The sequence below is a fragment of the Paraburkholderia acidiphila genome (assembly GCF_009789655.1).
Lineage (GTDB): Bacteria > Pseudomonadota > Gammaproteobacteria > Burkholderiales > Burkholderiaceae > Paraburkholderia > Paraburkholderia acidiphila.
The window spans coordinates 527,703-545,196 of the sequence record NZ_CP046912.1; the positions used below are offsets into that span (position 1 = coordinate 527,703).

The 17,494-nt window shown below is 64.8% G+C and carries 18 protein-coding genes; 7 read left to right on the forward strand and 11 right to left on the reverse strand.

Annotated elements, in window-relative coordinates:
* The first annotated feature begins 24 nt into the window (after positions 1–24).
* The gene (locus FAZ97_RS32570) at positions 25–1,002 is read left to right on the forward strand and encodes a 2-hydroxyacid dehydrogenase (RefSeq protein ID WP_158762886.1); all 978 of its coding nucleotides are present in this window, start codon (positions 25–27) and stop codon (positions 1,000–1,002) included.
* Positions 1,003–1,018: 16 nt separating this feature from the next.
* Here the strand turns inward: FAZ97_RS32570 and FAZ97_RS32575 are convergent, their stop codons facing one another.
* The 4 genes from FAZ97_RS32575 to araD all read right to left on the reverse strand — a co-directional run bounded on the left by FAZ97_RS32575 (position 1,019) and on the right by araD (position 6,045).
* Entirely contained in the window at positions 1,019–2,089 is a 1,071-nt protein-coding gene (locus tag FAZ97_RS32575) for a LacI family DNA-binding transcriptional regulator (protein ID WP_158762887.1), read from the reverse strand.
* 55 nt (positions 2,090–2,144) lie between these two features.
* Positions 2,145–3,428 carry an MFS transporter gene (locus FAZ97_RS32580; RefSeq protein ID WP_407671976.1) on the reverse strand — a complete coding sequence of 428 codons (1,284 nt, stop codon included), beginning with the start codon at positions 3,426–3,428 and terminating at the stop codon, positions 2,145–2,147.
* Positions 3,429–3,534: 106 nt separating this feature from the next.
* Positions 3,535–4,269: a ribonuclease activity regulator RraA gene (locus tag FAZ97_RS32585; RefSeq protein ID WP_158762889.1), complete on the reverse strand. Its 735-nt coding sequence runs from the start codon at positions 4,267–4,269 to the stop codon at positions 3,535–3,537.
* Positions 4,270–4,296: 27 nt separating this feature from the next.
* Positions 4,297–6,045 (reverse strand): L-arabinonate dehydratase, encoded by a 1,749-nt coding sequence (gene araD / locus FAZ97_RS32590; protein ID WP_407671960.1) that lies wholly within the window; start codon positions 6,043–6,045, stop codon positions 4,297–4,299.
* A 206-nt stretch (positions 6,046–6,251) separates the two neighbouring features.
* Between araD and FAZ97_RS32595 the strand changes: the two genes are divergently transcribed.
* From FAZ97_RS32595 to FAZ97_RS32605, 3 genes are all read left to right on the forward strand, one after another.
* Complete coding sequence (locus FAZ97_RS32595; RefSeq protein ID WP_158762891.1) at positions 6,252–6,548, forward strand: type II toxin-antitoxin system prevent-host-death family antitoxin; 297 nt, start codon at positions 6,252–6,254, stop codon at positions 6,546–6,548.
* Positions 6,545–6,919, forward strand: coding sequence for a type II toxin-antitoxin system RelE/ParE family toxin (locus FAZ97_RS32600; RefSeq protein WP_158762892.1), 375 nt, complete (start codon positions 6,545–6,547; stop codon positions 6,917–6,919). The genes FAZ97_RS32595 and FAZ97_RS32600 overlap by 4 nt, the downstream gene beginning before the upstream one ends.
* A 129-nt stretch (positions 6,920–7,048) precedes the next feature.
* The gene (locus FAZ97_RS32605; protein ID WP_158762893.1) at positions 7,049–7,711 is read left to right on the forward strand and encodes a gamma-glutamylcyclotransferase; all 663 of its coding nucleotides are present in this window, start codon (positions 7,049–7,051) and stop codon (positions 7,709–7,711) included.
* 7 nt (positions 7,712–7,718) lie between these two features.
* On the opposite strand, the gene FAZ97_RS32610 is transcribed toward FAZ97_RS32605, so the two are convergent.
* Positions 7,719–8,360: a LysE family translocator gene (locus FAZ97_RS32610; protein ID WP_158762894.1), complete on the reverse strand. Its 642-nt coding sequence runs from the start codon at positions 8,358–8,360 to the stop codon at positions 7,719–7,721.
* A gap of 114 nt (positions 8,361–8,474) precedes the next feature.
* On the opposite strand from FAZ97_RS32610, the gene FAZ97_RS32615 reads away from it, so the two are divergent.
* The gene (locus FAZ97_RS32615) at positions 8,475–8,933 is read left to right on the forward strand and encodes an Lrp/AsnC family transcriptional regulator (RefSeq protein ID WP_158763362.1); all 459 of its coding nucleotides are present in this window, start codon (positions 8,475–8,477) and stop codon (positions 8,931–8,933) included.
* An 18-nt stretch (positions 8,934–8,951) separates the two neighbouring features.
* On the opposite strand, the gene FAZ97_RS32620 is transcribed toward FAZ97_RS32615, so the two are convergent.
* Complete coding sequence (locus FAZ97_RS32620; RefSeq protein WP_158762895.1) at positions 8,952–10,253, reverse strand: aspartate aminotransferase family protein; 1,302 nt, start codon at positions 10,251–10,253, stop codon at positions 8,952–8,954.
* Between the two features lie 77 nt (positions 10,254–10,330).
* Here FAZ97_RS32620 and FAZ97_RS32625 point away from each other — a divergent pair, with 77 nt between their 5' ends.
* Positions 10,331–11,221: a LysR family transcriptional regulator gene (locus tag FAZ97_RS32625; protein WP_199272232.1), complete on the forward strand. Its 891-nt coding sequence runs from the start codon at positions 10,331–10,333 to the stop codon at positions 11,219–11,221.
* A gap of 16 nt (positions 11,222–11,237) precedes the next feature.
* On the opposite strand, the gene FAZ97_RS32630 is transcribed toward FAZ97_RS32625, so the two are convergent.
* From FAZ97_RS32630 to FAZ97_RS32650, 5 genes are all read right to left on the reverse strand, one after another.
* Entirely contained in the window at positions 11,238–12,236 is a 999-nt protein-coding gene (locus FAZ97_RS32630; protein WP_158762897.1) for an AraC family transcriptional regulator, read from the reverse strand.
* A 41-nt stretch (positions 12,237–12,277) separates the two neighbouring features.
* Entirely contained in the window at positions 12,278–13,351 is a 1,074-nt protein-coding gene (locus tag FAZ97_RS32635) for a porin (RefSeq protein WP_158762898.1), read from the reverse strand.
* Between the two features lie 103 nt (positions 13,352–13,454).
* Complete coding sequence (locus FAZ97_RS32640; RefSeq protein WP_158762899.1) at positions 13,455–13,796, reverse strand: c-type cytochrome; 342 nt, start codon at positions 13,794–13,796, stop codon at positions 13,455–13,457.
* A gap of 42 nt (positions 13,797–13,838) precedes the next feature.
* Complete coding sequence (locus FAZ97_RS32645) at positions 13,839–16,055, reverse strand: xanthine dehydrogenase family protein molybdopterin-binding subunit (RefSeq protein WP_233272005.1); 2,217 nt, start codon at positions 16,053–16,055, stop codon at positions 13,839–13,841.
* Positions 16,036–16,479: a (2Fe-2S)-binding protein gene (locus FAZ97_RS32650; RefSeq protein ID WP_158762900.1), complete on the reverse strand. Its 444-nt coding sequence runs from the start codon at positions 16,477–16,479 to the stop codon at positions 16,036–16,038. Before FAZ97_RS32650 ends, FAZ97_RS32645 begins: the two co-directional genes overlap by 20 nt.
* A gap of 475 nt (positions 16,480–16,954) precedes the next feature.
* Between FAZ97_RS32650 and FAZ97_RS32655 the strand changes: the two genes are divergently transcribed.
* Positions 16,955–17,491 (forward strand): phosphoglycerate mutase family protein, encoded by a 537-nt coding sequence (locus FAZ97_RS32655; RefSeq protein WP_233272006.1) that lies wholly within the window; start codon positions 16,955–16,957, stop codon positions 17,489–17,491.
* The last annotated feature ends 3 nt before the right edge of the window (positions 17,492–17,494 follow it).

Consider the following 17,494-nt stretch of genomic DNA (forward strand, 5'->3'; position numbering starts at 1 on the left):
GAAGCAAGGATTCATCGATTCAACATGGCAAAACCCATCATTCTCAACGCTGCCGAATTGCCGGAACGCACCGAGGCGGAACTCGCGTCGCTCTTCACGATGCTCGATCTGCCGAAGGCGCCGGAAGAAGCCGCTGCGTTTCTCGCGCAGCACGGCGCGTCCATTCGCGGCATCGCACTGCGCAAAACGAAGATCGACGCGGCGTTTCTCGACGCCCTGCCCGCGCTGGAGATCATTGCGAGCTATAGCGCCGGCCTCGACAACCTTGACGTAAGAAGCGCGCAGGCGCGCGGCATCCGCATCGAAAACGCCTCGCACGTGCTGGCCGAAGATGTCGCGAACACCGCGATGGGCCTGGCGCTCGCGCTCACGCGCGACATCGTGCAGGCCGACGGCTACGTTCGCTCCGGAAAATGGCCCGAGCACGGCGCACTGCCGCTGGGCCGCTCGATTTCGCGCATGAACGTCGGCATTGTCGGGCTCGGCATGATCGGCGCGGCAATCGCGAAGCGCTTGAAGGCGTTCGGCTCGCAAGTCGCGTACTACGGGCCGAACCGCAAGAATGTCGATCTGCCTTACTACGACGACGTCGCGCGTCTTGCGGCCGATAGCGACATGCTGATCCTCACCTGCCCGCTCACGCCGCAAACGCATCATCTGGTGAACGCGGCCGTGATCGACGCGCTCGGCCCGCAAGGCTTCCTCATCAACATTGCACGCGGCCCGGTGGTCGATGAAAAAGCGCTGATTGCGGCACTCGATGAGAAACGGATTGCCGGCGCGGCGCTCGACGTGTTCGAGCACGAACCCTATGTGCCGCAGGCGCTGATCGACAACCCGCGCGTGGTGCTCACGCCGCATATTGGTTCGGCAACCGAAGAAACGCGCACGGGCATGGCCGATAACGTGGTCGATATGCTGGCGAGCCACTTTGGCATTGCCAGTCCGCGCAGTACGCCCGCGCTGGCACAGGAAGTCGTGAAGACCGCAGCAGCAGCCTGACCGCTGCGGGCCAGACTCAAGCCGACTCGCGCGCCACGATCGTGAACCCCACGTCGAGCGCGCGAGGCCCGGTCACGTTGGTTTCGCCGCTCAGGCGGTCCAGCAAAAAGCGCGCGGCGTTCACGCCAATGCGCGTGCCCTCCACGCGCACCGTCGTTAGCTGGGGCGTGGTTTCGGTGGCGAACTCCAGATCGCCGAAGCCGCAAATCGCCAACTGCGAGGGCACTTGCACGCCCATCTGGCGCGCGGCGCCGAGCGCGCCAATAGCCAGCAGATCCGAGCCGCAGAACACGGCGTCGATATCCCGAGCGCGCGCGAGCAGTTGCGGCAGCGCGCGCTTGCCGTGCGCGACCGAACTCGGTGGCGCGACCTGCTCTTCAGGCACGTCCTCGATGCCTGCCTGCGCGAGCCGATCGCGGAAGCCCGCGCGCCGCGCGAGCGCGCGCGCGTCGTTGGCGGAGATGAGCGCGGGACGGCGCGCGCCGCGCGCGAGAAAGTGATCCGCCACCGCCGCGCCGATCTGGTAGTGCGAAAAGCCCACCAGCATGTCGATGGGCGTATCGGTCATGTCCCACGTTTCGACCACGGGAATGCCGACGTTCTTCAAACGCCCGCGCAACGATTCGGTATGCGCCACGCCCGTGAGCAGCACGCCTTCGGGGCGGCGGCTCAATACCGTATCGAGCAGGCTCTCCTCGTTCGACGCGCTATAGCCGCTCAACGCGAGCAGCACCTCGTAGCCCGCGCGCGACATCGTCTCGCTGAACACCTGGATGGTTTCCGCAAACAGCGAGTGCGAAACCGTCGGCACGATGGCCGCGACGAGCCGCGAGCGCGCCGACGACAAACCACCGGCGAGCCGGTTGGGCACATAGCCCAGTTTCTGCACGACCTGACGCACGCGCTCGAGCGTCTCCGGCGCGACCGACTCCGGGTTGTTGAACACGCGCGAAACCGTGATGGGCGAAACGCCCGCCTGCGCGGCGACGTCGGTGATGCGCAGGCCCTTCGGGCCGCCGCGCGTGCGCTTTGTGCGCACGGTGGCGTCCCCGTGTTCGATGCTCGGAGCGGGTTTGATGGTCGACATGAACGTGAACGGGTGTGGGCGGTGCGCGGCTATTGTAGCGAATGCGCCTCGCGGCCTAGCGTGCGTTGTTCGGCAGGGGCGCGCCGTCGACGGCTTGCGGCGTACGATTGCCACGCCGCAGGATCATGGCGGTGACGATTGCAAAGATCACCATGCATGCGGCGGGCACGAGCATGGGCATGCGCGTGCTGCCCGTTGCCTGTTTCACGAAGGGCACGAGATTCTGCGCAATGAAACCGCCGATATTGCCGAGCGAATTGATCGCGGCAATGCCCGCCGCGGCGCGCGCGCCGTAAAGGAATTTGGGCGGCAGCGTCCAGAAGCAGGGAATCAGCAGATACATGCACGGCGCGCCAAGACACAGCGCGGCGAAGCGCAGCGCGTGGCCCGGCAGGAACACCGACGAAACGAAGAACACCATGCCGAGCAGCGAGGACACGAGCATCGCGACCGTCGCATGATTGCTCGCGCGCAGCCGCGAAGGCAGCGTGGCGAGCACGATCGTCGCCAGCAGCCAGGGAATGATATTGAGCAGCCCGTTGGTGGTGTTGCTCACGCCGAATCCCTTGACGAGCGTAGGCAGCCAGTAGCTCACGCCATACACGGAAATCGACAGCATCATGTAGTAGAACGCCATACCGAGCACGCGCGGCTCCGTGAGCACGCTGAGCACCGGGCCGTGGCGCTCCCTGCCCCGCGCGGCCGCGCTCTCGGTCGAGAGCGTGTGCGTGAGCCAGCGCTTCTCGCCCTCGGAGAGGAACTTCGCGTGCTGCGGCGCCTTCGGCAGCAGATACAGCACGACGATCGTCAGCAGTACCGATGGAATGCCGGTGACCACGAACACGAGTTGCCAGCCTTGCAGACCGAACAGCCCGCCTTTGTCGAGCAGCCAGCCGCAAATCGGCGCGCCGATCATGTTGCCGAGGCTGCTGCCCACGGTGAAGTAACCGAGCATGCGCACGCGGTGGCGCTGCGGAAACCACAGCGTGAGGTAATAAATCACGCCGGGATAGAGCCCGGCTTCCGAAGCGCCCAGCAAAAAGCGCAGGATATAGAACATCGTGGCGTTGCGCGTGAAAGCGAGCAGAATCGTCACCACGCCCCACGTGAACATGATGCGCGCCATCCAGCGCGGCGCGCCGTACTTGTGAAGCAGAATATTGCTCGGCACCTCGAACAGCAGATAGCCGATGAAGAACAGCGACGCGCCAAGTCCGTATGCGACTTCGGAAAGTCCGAGGCTACCGAGCATCTGCAGCTTCGCGAAGGCGATGTTGGAGCGGTCGATATACGCAACCAGGTAGAGCACGCCGAGCAGCGGCATCAGCCGCCAGCCCATGCGGTTGATCAGACGCGGCTCGTCGATCGCTGCGGTGGCATCGTTCACGTTGTCTCCTGAGCCCGCTTTGCGCGCGGGCCTCTGTTTATAGGTAGCGTTGGACGCGTTATTTTGCCTGCTGCTCGCACCATGCACGATACGCCGCCAGCGTTTCCTCGTTCGGCGGATACGTGCCGCGCAGCGCGAGACCCGACTCGATGCGCTCGGTGATGAACGTTTCGAGCCGCTCCTGCTCGGTGGCGTCGCGCGCCACTTCCTCGGCCATTTCGTGCGGCACGATCACGACGCCATCGGCATCGCCCACGACGATGTCGCCCGGATAGACCGCCACGCCCCCGCACGCGATCGGCACGTTCATGTCCACGGCGTGATGTTTCGCGAGATTGAGCGGCGCGCTCGCGCCCGCGCACCACAGGGGCAAGCCCAGCGCGGCGATCGTGCCGCTGTCGCGCACGGGGCCGTCCGAGACCATGCCCGCCACACCGCGCTTCGCAAGACGCAACGCGAGAATCGAGCCCACCGATGCCACCGTGCGGTCTCCACGGCAGTCCTGCACGAGCACGCTACCCGCGGGCGCCGTTTCCACGGCCTTGCGCTGCGGATGCTCCGGATTCTGGAACACGCCCACATGGTCGAGGTCTTCGCGCGCGGGGATATTGCGCAGCGTGAAGGCCGGGCCGACGAGATTCGGTGCACCCGGCTCGGGCTTCACGAGCGGCGCCACGCCCTGCAGAAACACATTGCGCAGGCCGCGCTTGAAGAGTTGGGTCGTGAGCGTGGCGGTGCTCACGTGGCGCAGTTGTTCGAGCGCGGCTTCGCTGACTGGGTTCGGTGCGGTCATGATCGATGATGGCTTCGATGGTGGGGGTTAGTGAATTTCAGGCTCGGCGCCGTGGGCTTCGCACGGCGTAGCGGCGGGCGTTTCGAGGAAATCGAAATCGCAGCCCTTGTTCGCCTGCGTCACGTGCAACTGATGCATCACGCCGAAGCCGCGCTCGAACGGCCGCTTCGGCGGCGTCCATGCCGCTTTGCGCGCGGCCAGTTCCGCGTCGCTCACATGCAGATGCAGGCGGCGCGCCTCGACATCGAGCTCGATGACGTCGCCGTCTTTCACGAGCGCGAGCGGGCCGCCCACGAACGATTCGGGCGCCACGTGCAGCACGCACGCGCCGTAGCTCGTGCCGCTCATGCGCGCGTCGGAAATGCGCAGCATGTCGCGCACGCCTTGTTTGAGCAGCTTCTGCGGAATCGGCAGCTGGCCCCATTCGGGCATGCCGGGCGCACCGACGGGGCCGGCGTGCTGCAGCACGATCACGGAGTCGGCGGTGACGTCGAGATCGTCGCTGTCGATGCGCGCCGCCATGTCGTTGTAATCGCGGAACACGACCGCGGGACCGCGATGCCTGAGCAGATGCGCCTCCATCGCCGCGGGCTTGATGACCGCGCCATCCGGCGCGAGATTACCCGTGAGCATGGCGAGGCCATCGCGCGCGACGAGGGGATTGCCGCGCGTGCGGATCACGTCGTTGTTGAAGATCTCCGCACCCGCGATGTTTTCGCCGAGCGTCTTGCCGTTCACGGTCATCTGCGTGCCGTCGATCAGGTCGCCGAGTTCCACGAGCAGCGCGCGCAGGCCGCCCGCGTAATAGAAGTCCTCCATCAGATACTGACCGGCCGGGCGGATATTGCCGAGCACGGGCGTCACGCGCGCGAGTTCGTCGAAGCGCGCCGTGGTCAGATCGATGCCCGCGCGGCGCGCCACGGCCACGAGGTGCACGATCGCGTTGGTCGAACCCGACATCGCGAGCACGGTGGTCACGGCATTGTCGAAGGCCTTCGCGGTGAGGATGTCCGAGGGCTTCTGATCGGTCCACACCATCTCGACGATGCGTTGCCCCGTAAGCGACGCGTACTGCGCGTGACGCGAGTCCGCCGCGGGAATCGACGAGAAGCCGGGCAGCGTGAGGCCGAGCGCTTCGGTCGCGCTCGTCATCGTCGAGGCCGTGCCCATCGTCATGCAGTGGCCCGGCGAACGCGCGATGCCGCTCTCGATGCCCTTCCACTCGTCTTCGGTGATCTTGCCCGCGCGCAGCTCCGCCCAGTACTTCCACGTGTCCGAGCCGCTGCCGAGCGTGCGGCCATTCCAGTTGCCGCGCAGCATCGGCCCGGCGGGCAAATAGATCGCAGGCAGGTTCATGCTAATTGCGCCCATCAGGAGGCCCGGCGTGGTCTTGTCGCAGCCGCCCATCAGCACGCAGCCATCGAACGGGTAGGACTTGAGCAGCTCCTCCGTCTCCATGGCGAGGAAGTTGCGGTAAAGCATGGTGGTGGGCTTCTGGAACGGCTCCGCCAGCGTCATCACGGGCATCTCGACCGGAAAGCCGCCCGCCTGCCAGATGCCGCGCTTCACTTCCTCCACGCGTTGCTTGAAGTGGGTATGGCACGAGTTGATCTCGCTCCAGGTGTTCACCACGGCAATCACGGGCTTGCCCATGTAATCGGACGAGTGATAGCCCATCTGCGCGGTGCGCGAACGGTGGCCGAACGAGCGGAGGTCGTTGACGCCGTACCAGCGATAGCTGCGCAGGTCTTCGGGCTTCTTGCGGACTGGGGACAAGGTGTTCTCCATGATAACGCTACCATTTCGGCGGACAAAAAAGCCGCCGAAGGGGGCGGGCTCGGTATGACTGCCGATTGGGAAGTGCTGCCAATGGTAGCGTTATCATCGGCGGCGTGATCCTGGGGGAAGTACGGATGTGGTGCTTGACCATGCGCTCTTCGATGTGTATGTTTTCGTTAACGTTTTTTGTAAAGGAGACGTTCATGTCTATTCGTGCCCAGGACGTCGTCCCGATTAGCGAAGCGCGCGCGCGGCTCACCGAACTGGCGGACGACGTAGTCGCCGGCGCCGAAAAAGTCCTGACGAAGAACGGCGCGGCCTTTGTCGCACTCGTCGATGCGAAAAAGCTCGACTTCTATCACGCGCTCGAAGCCGAGTACGGCCGGCTGATCATGATCGACGACGCCGAGAAGGGACTAAAAGACGCGCTCGCCGGGCGCACAAAATCCCTGGAGGACGTTCGGGAATCGATGCGGCGTCGCGCTGAGTCACGCAAATGATCCGGGTCGATTTTGCCGAAACATTTGTAGAGCGCCTCGAAGCCATCAGCAAATTTATACTGGAGCAGCAGGACGCGTTATCCGCGCCGCAGCGAATGGACGACCTTTGGGAGCAGATTTTTCGCTTCCGCGATCTTGTGATGATTCATCCACAACTCGGCCGTCCGGCCGAGTTCCTTGCTACCCAGTCCATTGAGGGGCAGACGCGGCTCGACAAGCTGAAACGTCTGGCTAGTGAAGCTGGCGTTCCCGATTTCCGCGAATATGTGCTTCGCTCGCACGTGATCCTGTATGCCCACTCGGAGACGCGCGCGATAGTCATCTCGATTCGACACCAGCGCGAGCTTGGCTATGCCCCGCCGGGTGATTGATTGATGGCGCCCTGGGCATTGCCGCGATTGTCGTCTCCAGATGAACGCAGCATCGCGTTCCAGCCACTTTATCGATGCGCGCACCGCCCGCATACTTGATTGCGTAGCCTCCACCATCCCGTCAACGCCATGCTAAACAGAGACGCCATTCGCTCCGGTGCGTTTCTCGAGAGTTTCAGCCATCTTCCGCCGGAAATTCTCTGGACGCAGACCCAGATCGACCAGTCGCTCGCCGAAACGATGGCGAAGCGCCCCGCTGGCAAAGACATCTGGGTATTCGGCTACGGTTCGCTCATGTGGAATCCGCTCTCGCGCTTCGACCGGCGCGCGAGCGCCACGCTGCACGGCTGGCGCCGGAGCTTTTGCATTCGCCTGTTCGGCGGCCGCGGCACGCCGCAGCGCCCGGGCCGCATGCTCGCACTCGAGCCGGGCGGCGTAACGCAAGGCGTCGCGCTGCGGCTCGATGCCGCGACGCTCGAGGAAGAGCTGCACATTCTCTGGACCCGCGAGATGCTCACAGGCGCCTACACGCCGGCCTGGACCAGCGTGACACTTGCCACCGGCGAAACGCGCCACGCGCTCGCCTTCGTGGCCAATCATTGCCCGCAGCAATACGAGGCCGATTCGAGCCCCGCGACGGTGGCGCGCCTGATTGCGCAGGCACAGGGCCCGCTCGGCTCCAACGCGGAATACGTGTTCCAGCTCAGGCAAGCGCTCGCCGATTGTGCATTGACCGATGCCTACGTCGAGGAAGTGGCACAGGCGCTCGAACGGATCGAAACGGCGCCTTGACTACGCGCTAGGCAAGCCGCGCGAGTCCCGTGACCAATTGAACGATGCCAAACGCGGCAATCGCCACGGCGGAAAAAATAGAGATGCCGCGCGTGAATGCCAGCGGCAACTTCGTTCGTAGCGCGGAGGTCACGCCGCTCAGGAACAACCACCATACAGCCGAACCGGCGAACACACCCGTCACCATCGGCGCCACCGAAAGCCATCCCGGCATGCCATGTTCCCCAGGCATGGCCGGCAAAGGCCCAAGCGCCGCAAAAGCGGCGATGAATGAAAAAATCGTCAGGGGGTTCGAGAGCGTCAGCGCAAACGTCGTGATGAAGTCACGCGAGACAGGCGTGCGCGAGGCCTCCTGCACGGCGGCTGGCGCGCGAGGTACCTCACGCGCGATCGTCCACGCCATCCACACCAGAAACGCCCCACCCGCCGCCTTCAAAACCACCGTCAGCATCGGCAGCGCCGCGACGATCCCCGCCACCCCGAGCGCGCCGAGCAGGCCGTAAAACGCATCCGCGCACGCGGCGCCCATGCCCGTGGCAAAGCCGGAGCGGAAACCTCGGCTCAGGCTACGCTGGATACATAGCATGCCGATGGCCCCGACCGGTGCCGCGATGCAAAACCCCAGCGCCACCGCTTTGACGAACAGCATGCCCCTCTCCCCTCAATCGATGTTCTATGGGGGACTATCGTAGACCTTGAGGATTATCCGCAGAAGACGAGATTTAAGGGAGAATTGGCATTTCACCTTAAACATTTCGCCATGATGGACGATCTGGACTGGAAACTACTGGCGCTGCTGCAGGAAAGCGGCCGCATGACGTATACAGAGCTTGCTCGCCGCGTGCATCTCTCGGTGCCGGCGGTCACGGAACGCGTGCGACGTCTCGAAGATGCCGGTGTGATCGAAGGCTATACGGCGCGCGTGAATCCAGCCGCCGCCGGCTATCCCCTCTGCGCCCTGATCGGCATTACGGTGCCGCAGTCCGCGAAGGCGAAGTTTCTCAAGCTGCTCGGCACGATTACCGAAGTGCTCGAATGCCACCACGTCACGGGCGCGGACTCCTATGTCATTCGCCTCGTGGCAACGAGCGTGGCCGATCTGGAGCGCCTGATCCAACGGATCAACCTCTACGGCGAGACGCGCACGTCCATCGTCATGTCCACGCCGCTCGCCGCACGTGCGCTCACGCCGCCTCAAAGCGGGTCGCGCGGCAAGGTCTAGCCGCGACGACCCAGGGACTCAAAGCGAACGCGCGATCGCCTGCCCCAGCAGCTCCACGCCGAGATCGATCTCCTGCTCGCTCACGGTCAGCGGCGGCGCGATGCGGAACACGCCGCCCATGCCCGGCAGCTGCACGATATTCATGCTGAGCCCAAGCTTCATGCATTCGCGCGTGATCTTCGCGCCGAGGCCATCGGCGGGCTCCTTGGTGCGGCGGTCCTTGACGATCTCCAGACCCAGCAGCAGGCCGCGCCCCCGAATATCGCCGATGCATTCGAAGCGCTCCATCAAGTCGAGCAGTCCGCGCCGCAACCGGTCGCCCATGATGTTTGCGCGCGCAACGAGTCCGTCGCGCGCCACCACGTCCAGCACCCGCAGGCCGACCGCCGCGGGAAGCGGATCGGACACATGGGTCGTGTAGAACAGGAAGCCCCGTTCGTGCGCCGCTTCCTCGATCTGCGCGGACGTCACCACGGCTGCCAGCGGCAAGCCCGCGCCCAGCGTCTTGGAGAGCGTGAGAATGTCGGGCGTCACCCCGTCGTGCTCGCACGCGAACATCATGCCGGTGCGGCCAACGCCGGTTTGCGCTTCGTCCAGGATCAGCAGCATGCCGCGCTCTTCGCACTTGCGCTTGAGCGCCGCCATATAGCCCGGCGGCAGTTCGATGATGCCGCCCGAGCTCAGGATCGGCTCCGCAATGAAGGCCGCGAGATTGCCGCTCGACTGGCGGTCGATGAGATCGAACGCGTAGTCGAGTTCCGCGAGGTAATCGTATTGCCCGTTGCGCTCGAAGCGCGGCCGGTACGCGAACGGTGCGGGAATCGCGTACGAGCCCACCGCCGCGGGACCCACGCCCTTGCGCCCTGCGCTATAGGTGGCCGAAGCCGCGCCGCCGGTCATGCCGTGCCACGACTGCGCAAAGCCCACGATTTCGAATTTGCCCGTGACGAGCTTCGCCATGCGGATGGCGGCCTCGTTCGACTCCGCGCCCGTGCTCAGCAGCAACGCCCGGTCGAGCCCGGCGGGCGTGACATCGGCTAAGCGCGTCGCCAGTTCGACCACGGGCCGCGAGAGCATGCCGCTGAACAGGTGGTCCAGCTTGCCCGCGTATTCGTTGATGACCGAGACGATTTCGGGGTGGCTGTGGCCCAGCACGGCACTCATCTGCCCCGAGGTGAAATCGAGAATCGGGCGGTCGTCCGCGTCGTAGACGAAGCTACCCTGGGCGCGCTCGATGATCATCGGCTCGAACGTGCCGCCATAGCGGATCAGGTGCTGCCGCGCGTTGCGCCAAAACTGTTCGTCGTCGTTCCTGGACACGGGCTTCTCCTTGTCGGGTGGCAGGTTTTTCTTGCAGTCTAGTCGGCACTCTGGTTTTATAGAATCGAATAGTTCTTATGCAAGCTAGAAGAGAGGCTAATATCGTGAGCCGTCCGCTGGAAATCGATCTGCTGCGTTCGTTCGCGGTCATTGCCGAGGTGCGTTCGCTGAGCCGCGCGGCCGAACGCGTTGGCCGCACCCAGTCGGCGCTGAGCCAGCAGATCAAGCGGCTCGAGGAGATCGTCGATCAGCCGCTGTTTCAGCGCACCGGGCGCGGGGTCGCGCTCACGAGCCCCGGCGAGCGCCTGCTGGTCCACGCCCAGCGCATCTTGCGCCTGCACGACGAGGCGATGGCCGACCTGTGCGGCACGGGCCTCTCGGGAACCATCCGCTTCGGTTGCCCGGACGACTATGCCGCCGTGTTCCTCCCCTCTTTGCTGCGGCAGTTCTCGAGCCAGCATCCCCATGCGCTCGTGGAAGTCGTGTGCGTGCCCACGCCGCGCCTTCTCGAACAACTCGACAAGCGAGCGGTCGACCTCGCCATGGTGTCGCTGCCTTTGGCCGCCAGCGGCACGGACGACGAGATCATCCGCCGCGAGCAACTGGTCTGGATCGGTTCGCCCGAACTCGACGCCGCCCACTTCGATCCGCTGCCGCTCGCGCTCTCCGATCCCGATACGCTCGACCACATCGCGGCCTGCGAGGCGTTGGAGCGCGCGGGCAGAGCCTACCGCGTTGCGTATGCGAGCAGCAGCCTGGCGGGGCTCACCGCGCTCGTGCGTTCGGGCCAAGCCTTCGCCGTCATGACGCAAACGGCCGTTCCGCCGGATCTGGCCATTCTCAATGGCGACCCCGCGCTGCCGCCTTTGCCGGCCGTTGGGATCACGATAAGGTTCGCTCGCAAGCGGCCCACGCTCCTCACGGCGGCGTTTGCGGAGCACCTTCGGCTCGCGTTGCCGCTGTTGTGAACGCGCAGCCGCAGCCTCAAAGCGTGTGCGACGCGCCTTCGCTCTCGCGCGCACCCGCAGCGAGCGCCATGTCGTAGGGGTCGCGCACGCTGCGCGCGTACTGCTTGGGCGCCATGCCCGCCCAGCGCCGGAACGCGCGAATGAACGCCTTCTCGGAAGCGTAGCCCACGCTCATGGCTATCTCGATGAGCCGGCGCCGCGAATCGCGCAGCGCGCCGCTCGCGATATACATGCGATAAGACGTGAGATGCCCAATCGGCGTTTCCTCGACGAGCTCGACGAAACGCGCGCTGAACCGCGAGCGCGACATCCCGGCAATCGCCGCCAGCGACTCGACGGTCCAGTCCTGCTCGGGGTGCCGGTGCAGTTGCGCGATGGCGCGGCCGATCTGCGGGTCCATGAGTCCGCGCAGCCAGCCCGTGTGACTCACGGCCGAGGCCAGATGCGCGCGCAGCAGTTGGACGAACAGCACGTCGGCGAGGCGCGCGGCCGCAACGGCCCAGCCTGGCTGGCAGGCCATCGATTCGCGGATAAACGCCATGAGCGTGTCCGCGAGCCACGGTCCAACCGCCGGGTCGTTGGCACGCACATGAATGAGCGGCGGCAGCACCGAGAAGAGCGGATTGCGCACGGCCTCGCGGTAGAACACGATGCCGGTGTAGAGATCGCACACCGCGCCGCCACGGCCCGACTCGAGGCGCAAAGGCGTGTCGAAGCTCGGGCGGATGCCGGCGCGCGCAGCGAGATCGTCGAAGGGAACCGCCGGGACATCGGGCGCGGAAGCGAGTATGTGTTCGTGCCCGTGCGGCAGCAGCACGAAATCGCCCGGCTCGACGCAAAGCGGCTCCATGCCCTGCACGATGACGTAAAACGGGGCGCCCCGGCCCGTGCGAAACATCACGCCCTCGATCGCCGGCTTGCGGAACGCCCATGCGCCCGCGAGCGAGAAGTGCCCCGTTACCACGGCGTCGGCGCGCAAATCCGCCAGTGCGGCGCTCAACAGGTCCGTCGCCATTGTCCCCTCCGAATGTATCCCGCTGCGCGGCGCGCGCCGTGTCAGAAGCGTTGCTGAATGCCCACCATCGCGCCGAACTGGTTCGCGCCCGTCTGCACCGTGCCGGCTGCGGCTACCGCGTTGGCGGCGAGCGCACTGTTCAGCATGTAGCCAAGCGATGCGTAAAGCGTCGTGCGCTTCGAAACGAAATAGTTCGCGCGGCCGACGAACATCGTCGAATTCGATTGTTCGCGCAGAATATAGCGCAGCCCCTGGAAGTCCAGTGAAAACACCGGTGTCACGTAGTAGTCTGCGCCGAGAAAAAAGATATCGGACTGCATATGTTCCGCCGCCGCCGTGTTGCGGCGAATCCAGCCGCCACCCAGCTTGGCCGAACCGAATTTCACGTAGCCATCGACGATCACGCGCTTGTCGGTATCGGCGCTGCTCACGAGCGGCGCCGAGGCACCGGGGCCGCCGTACATCACGTCGTACGACGCGGCGGCGCCGCCCCATGCGTTGTCGTAGGCGAGCATCATCGTGTACTGGCGGCACGCCACGGCGTCGCCGGGCAGCTGGCCGCCGCAATTGGTCGCCGATGGGCCCGCGGGACCCGCTGCGTCGCGGCCGAAGCTGTAGGTCCCGCCGATCGTCACGCCGTGGAATTTGCCGAGATAGCCGACCGCGTTGTCGCTGCGCGCGTTCGGCAGATAGCTGTCGAAGCTGGCCATCGAATGGATCGACGGGCCGATCACGTCGGCGTTGAAGAGCACATACATCGACATGTTCATCTGGCGGCCCAGCGTGAGCGTACCGTAGTCGCTGCTCACGCCCACGTTCGCCTGGCGGCCGAACAGGCGGCCACCGTAATTGAGCGCGCCGCTATTGGGCGCAAAGCCGCTTTCGAGCACGAAGAAGGCCTGGTAGCCGCCGCCCAGGTCCTCCTGGCCGCGCAGGCCGAAGCGAGATGGCACCTCGCCAGTGAGCGAGGGCATGCCGGCAAACGAGCCGCCCTTCGCGGTATTGTTGTAGTACTCGATGCCGGTATCCACGATGCCGTAGAGCGTCACGCTGCTCTGCCCCCACGCGAGCGCCGAGGCGAATGCGAAGGATGCTGCCACGATGGTCTTCTTCATCACGATCTCCAACCCATTATTTCGTCATACTTATTTATTTGAATTGACTCCGGAGCGTTCCACGCGATCCGGCTCCTGCTTCAGTTGCGCGCGACCCGCATGGTTATTCGCTCTTGCTGCCAGCGAGAATCCATTGCGCGACGATCTGCGCATCACCCGGGCTGATCGCGTTGGGCGGCATGGGTATGGCGCCCCAGTTGCCGGAGCTGCCGTTCTGGATATGCGCGACGAGCGCGGCCGCCGCGCCCGGCTTGCCCGCGTAGCGCGCGGCCACGTCGCGGTAGGCCGGGCCCACGAGCTTCTTGTCCACGGCGTGACAGCCGAAGCACGCATGCTGCGTGGCGATCTGGCGCGCGCGTGCCATGTCCACGGCGGGCTCGGCCAACGCGCTCTGGGTGAGCACTGCCATTGCGAGTGGCGCGATGAAATAAGGAATACGAATCATGATTAAAAGCCTTTGCTGTGGGGATGAAACAAGGATTCGATGTCAGGCGAGCGTCTGATCGAGCGGCATGGTGCGCAAGCGGGCGCCCGTCGCTTCATGAAGCGCAGCAGCCACGGCGGGCGCGACCGGCGGCAGTGCCACCTCGCCGCAGCCTTGCGGCGCACGGTCGCTCTCCACGATCTCCACCTCGATCCTCGGCATCTGCGAGAGATACAGGAGCGGGTAGTCGGCAAAGTTCTCCTGTACGACCGCGCCGTCCTTGAACGTGATCTCGCTCTTGAACGTGTTGGTGAGCGCGAAGCCTATACCGCCCTCCACCATCTCGCGAATCAGCGTGGGATTGATCGCCTGCCCGCAATCGACACCGCATACCACGCGTTCGAGCTTCGCGTGGCCTTCCACCATGCGCAGTTCGACGATGGTGGCGACGTAGGTCGTGAATGCGCCGCCACGGCCCGTATAGAGGCAGTACGCGAGGCCGCGATACACACCCGCCGCGCGCTTGCGCGTCCAGTTCGCCCGCGCCGCCGTGCGATCGAGCACACGCAGCGCGAGCGGGTCGTCGCGCAGCAGCGTGCGGCGGTAATCGAGCGGGTCGATGCGCGCCGCGTGCGCCAGCTCGTTGATGAAGCTCTCGAGGAAAAAGACGCTGGACGTGCTGCCCACGCTGCGCATGAAGCTCACGGGAATCTGCTGATCGACGCTCACCGAATCGACGAGCAGATCCGGCACCGAGTAGCCGAGGTCGTAAAGGCCATCGAGCATGGTTTCGTCCCAGCCGCCCGCCTTTTCGAAGTAGTCGCGCTTGATCGACCAGTAGAGCGATTGCCCCACCACGCGCAGATGCATGGCGCTCGGGTAACCATCGGGTCCGAGCACCGCGCGCATGCGCGCCGAAACGCCGGGACGGTAGAAACCGTGACGGATATCGTCCTCGCGCGAGCGGATCACCTTGACCGGCCGGCCTACGGCCTTCGAGGCGACCGCCGCGTGGATCACGAAGTCGGGCACATACTTGCGCCCGAAGCTGCCGCCGAGAAACGTTGTGTTCACAATCACTTTCTCGGACGGCACCTTGAAGATAGCGGAGAGCGCCCAGCGCACCTTGTCCTGCCCCTGGACCGGCCCCCACACTTCGATCTCGTGTTCGCGCACATGCACCGTGGCGTTCACGGGTTCCATCGTGGCGTGAACGATATAGGGCGTGTGGTAATCGGCTTCGATCACACGCCCGTGTGCGCTTTGCGCGGCGTCGAACCGCACGCTCGCGTCGCCAATGCGCGTGGCCACCACTGCATTCGACGACATCAGCGCGGCTTTGCGCTGTGCGAGTATCGTCGCGCCGTCGGCTGGCAGAGGACCGTCCTCCCACTGCACGTCGAGCGCATCGCAAGCTTTTTTGGCCTGCCAATACGTATTCGCCACGACGATCACGGCGTCCTTCGCCTGCACCACCTCGACGACGCCCGCCAGCGCGCGCACCGTATCGCGGTTGCGCACGGCGACCGGCTTGCCGTTGAGCGTGGGCGACATTTTCACCGCACCGGTCAGCATGCCGGGCACCTGCACGTCGATGCCGAATACCGCGCTGCCGTTTACCTTGGCCGGTGCGTCGAGCTTGTGCAACGGCTGGCCAATGAGCGTGCGCGCCGACTCGGCCTTCAGCCGCGGCTGTGGATTCAGCGGCAGTTTCGCCGCGTCGGCGAGCAATTCGCCGTAGCCGACCGAGCGCCCCGTTTGCAGATGAATCACGCGGCCCGTTTTCGTCGCGCACTGCGTGGGCCGTACACCAAGACGCCGCGCGCCAGCCGCGAGAAACACCTCGCGCGCCTGCGCGCCCGCGATGCGCAAACGTTGCGTGAACATCGTGACCGACATCGAAGCCCCCACGAACTGCTGCGGATGCTCGTTCGCCGCCGCGATGCGATAGGCGTCGCGCCCCGTCACGAACTGCACGCTCACGCGCCGCCAGTCGGCATCCATTTCATCGGCGAGGACCTGCGGCAACCCGGTGTAGACACCCTGCCCCACTTCGGCCTGCGAAAGCCCGATGATCGTGTGGCCGTCCGGATCGATACGCACCCAGTCGTTGATCTCGCGAAAGCGCGTCCCGTCCTCCGCTGCGCTCACCTGCTCGCCGAACGCGAGCGGCAGCACCAGGCAGCCCGCAATCGCGAGGCCGGTTTTGAGGAAGTCGCGGCGGCTATCGCGTTGCGGCGCGCCCGCACCGTGCACGCGCTCAGGCATTCGCTGCGACATGAATAGCCTCGCGAATTCGGTGATAGGTCGCGCAGCGGCACAGGTTCGTCACGCCCTGGTCGATCTGCGCCTCGGTGGGATGCGGATGCTGCTTGAGCAGTGCGGCAACGGCCATCACCATGCCGGACTGGCAGTAGCCGCATTGCGGCACGTCTTTCGCGATCCAGGCCTGTTGCACCGGATGCGAGGTTTGCGGCGCAAGGCCCTCGATGGTCGTGATGCGGCGGCCCGCCACCGCCGAGACAGGCAGCACGCACGAGCGCGTGGCCTCGCCTTCGAGATGCACGGTGCAGGCGCCGCATGCGCCGATGCCGCAGCCGTACTTCGTCCCCGTCAAGCCCGCGGCCTCGCGTATCACCCAGAGCAAGGGCGTATCCGGATCGCCTTCGAACTCGAAGAGCTGGTCGTTCAGTGTGAATTGCATGCGCTGTCTCCCAAGAATCGCCGCTTTTTTTGCCGCATGAGAAGCGGTTGGCGATGAGTGGAATTCTTGGCGCGCCGAAAATGCGCGGCAATGGCGCGACGGCCCAAATTGGTTGCCGTTCGTCTCTTTCATTGGGCCCGGATATTCATCTGACGAAACCGGGAATATTAGCGCCGGGGCTTTGAATTTTCGCGATTTCCGGCATTCAAGCCGATTGAAACCCCGTTCCTTTTAATTCATTGATGTATCCGCGTTTCATCTATGGAATATCTTCAGGACGCCTGGCGACTACGCGTTCATGGCTTGCCTGCCAGCCGCAACCGCATCGCTTCAGGTGCTATCGTCGCGCGAGGAGTTGGATTCCGGGCGAATGGCGAACCCATTTCTGGAAACCGTGCAATACACTGCCTCGCCCGGTAACGTATATGCCGTGTTTCGACAGCAACCGAGAGGCAACATGCGACCCGATAGGATCATGTTTATCCGGCACGCGGAGAAGCCCACACCCGATGAGGGTATCGGGATCGAAGCAGACGGCAAACCCGACGCAGAAAGTCTTTGCGTTCGCGGTTGGCAGCGTGCCGGCGCTTTGGCGCGATTCTTCTGCCCGATTGAGAAAGCGCACGCAGCGCAACTCAAACCCGCTACCGTATTCGCGGCGGGAGCCGGTCCTTCCAGCAAGAGCAAGCGTTCGATGCAGACTGTGACGCCCCTTGTCTCGCTGCTGCGTGTGGCGTCGCAGGTGGATTATGTCGACACCTACCTGAAAGACGACGGCCGAGCGCTCATGACGGACGTACTCACTCGAGCGGGCGTCGTGTTGATAGCGTGGGAGCACAAAGTGCTGCCCCCGCTCATTGGACACCTCCCTCGCGCGCCCACGGTCCCTGCAGCATGGCCGGATGACCGGTTCGACGTGGTCTGGATATTCGATCGCGCGGGGGAAAGCTGGTCATTTTCACAACTCCCCCAATTGCTGCTCGCTGGCGATTCCACCACACCAATCGGCTAGGCC

Coding starts and splice junctions, on each gene's coding strand:
- FAZ97_RS32645 (WP_233272005.1), bottom strand. CDS start 16,055: ATGTCGCAGCGAATGCCTGAGCGCGTGCACGGTGCGGGCGCGCCGCAA.
- FAZ97_RS32635 (WP_158762898.1), bottom strand. CDS start 13,351: ATGAAGAAGACCATCGTGGCAGCATCCTTCGCATTCGCCTCGGCGCTC.
- FAZ97_RS32630 (WP_158762897.1), bottom strand. CDS start 12,236: ATGGCGACGGACCTGTTGAGCGCCGCACTGGCGGATTTGCGCGCCGAC.
- FAZ97_RS32580 (WP_407671976.1), bottom strand. CDS start 3,428: ATGGGCTGGCGGCTGATGCCGCTGCTCGGCGTGCTCTACCTGGTTGCG.
- FAZ97_RS32600 (WP_158762892.1), top strand. CDS start 6,545: ATGATCCGGGTCGATTTTGCCGAAACATTTGTAGAGCGCCTCGAAGCC.
- FAZ97_RS32625 (WP_199272232.1), top strand. CDS start 10,331: ATGCAAGCTAGAAGAGAGGCTAATATCGTGAGCCGTCCGCTGGAAATC.
- FAZ97_RS32610 (WP_158762894.1), bottom strand. CDS start 8,360: ATGCTGTTCGTCAAAGCGGTGGCGCTGGGGTTTTGCATCGCGGCACCG.
- FAZ97_RS32650 (WP_158762900.1), bottom strand. CDS start 16,479: ATGCAATTCACACTGAACGACCAGCTCTTCGAGTTCGAAGGCGATCCG.
- FAZ97_RS32605 (WP_158762893.1), top strand. CDS start 7,049: ATGCTAAACAGAGACGCCATTCGCTCCGGTGCGTTTCTCGAGAGTTTC.
- FAZ97_RS32640 (WP_158762899.1), bottom strand. CDS start 13,796: ATGATTCGTATTCCTTATTTCATCGCGCCACTCGCAATGGCAGTGCTC.
- FAZ97_RS32575 (WP_158762887.1), bottom strand. CDS start 2,089: ATGTCGACCATCAAACCCGCTCCGAGCATCGAACACGGGGACGCCACC.
- FAZ97_RS32615 (WP_158763362.1), top strand. CDS start 8,475: ATGGACGATCTGGACTGGAAACTACTGGCGCTGCTGCAGGAAAGCGGC.
- FAZ97_RS32570 (WP_158762886.1), top strand. CDS start 25: ATGGCAAAACCCATCATTCTCAACGCTGCCGAATTGCCGGAACGCACC.
- FAZ97_RS32585 (WP_158762889.1), bottom strand. CDS start 4,269: ATGACCGCACCGAACCCAGTCAGCGAAGCCGCGCTCGAACAACTGCGC.
- FAZ97_RS32595 (WP_158762891.1), top strand. CDS start 6,252: ATGTCTATTCGTGCCCAGGACGTCGTCCCGATTAGCGAAGCGCGCGCG.
- FAZ97_RS32655 (WP_233272006.1), top strand. CDS start 16,955: ATGTTTATCCGGCACGCGGAGAAGCCCACACCCGATGAGGGTATCGGG.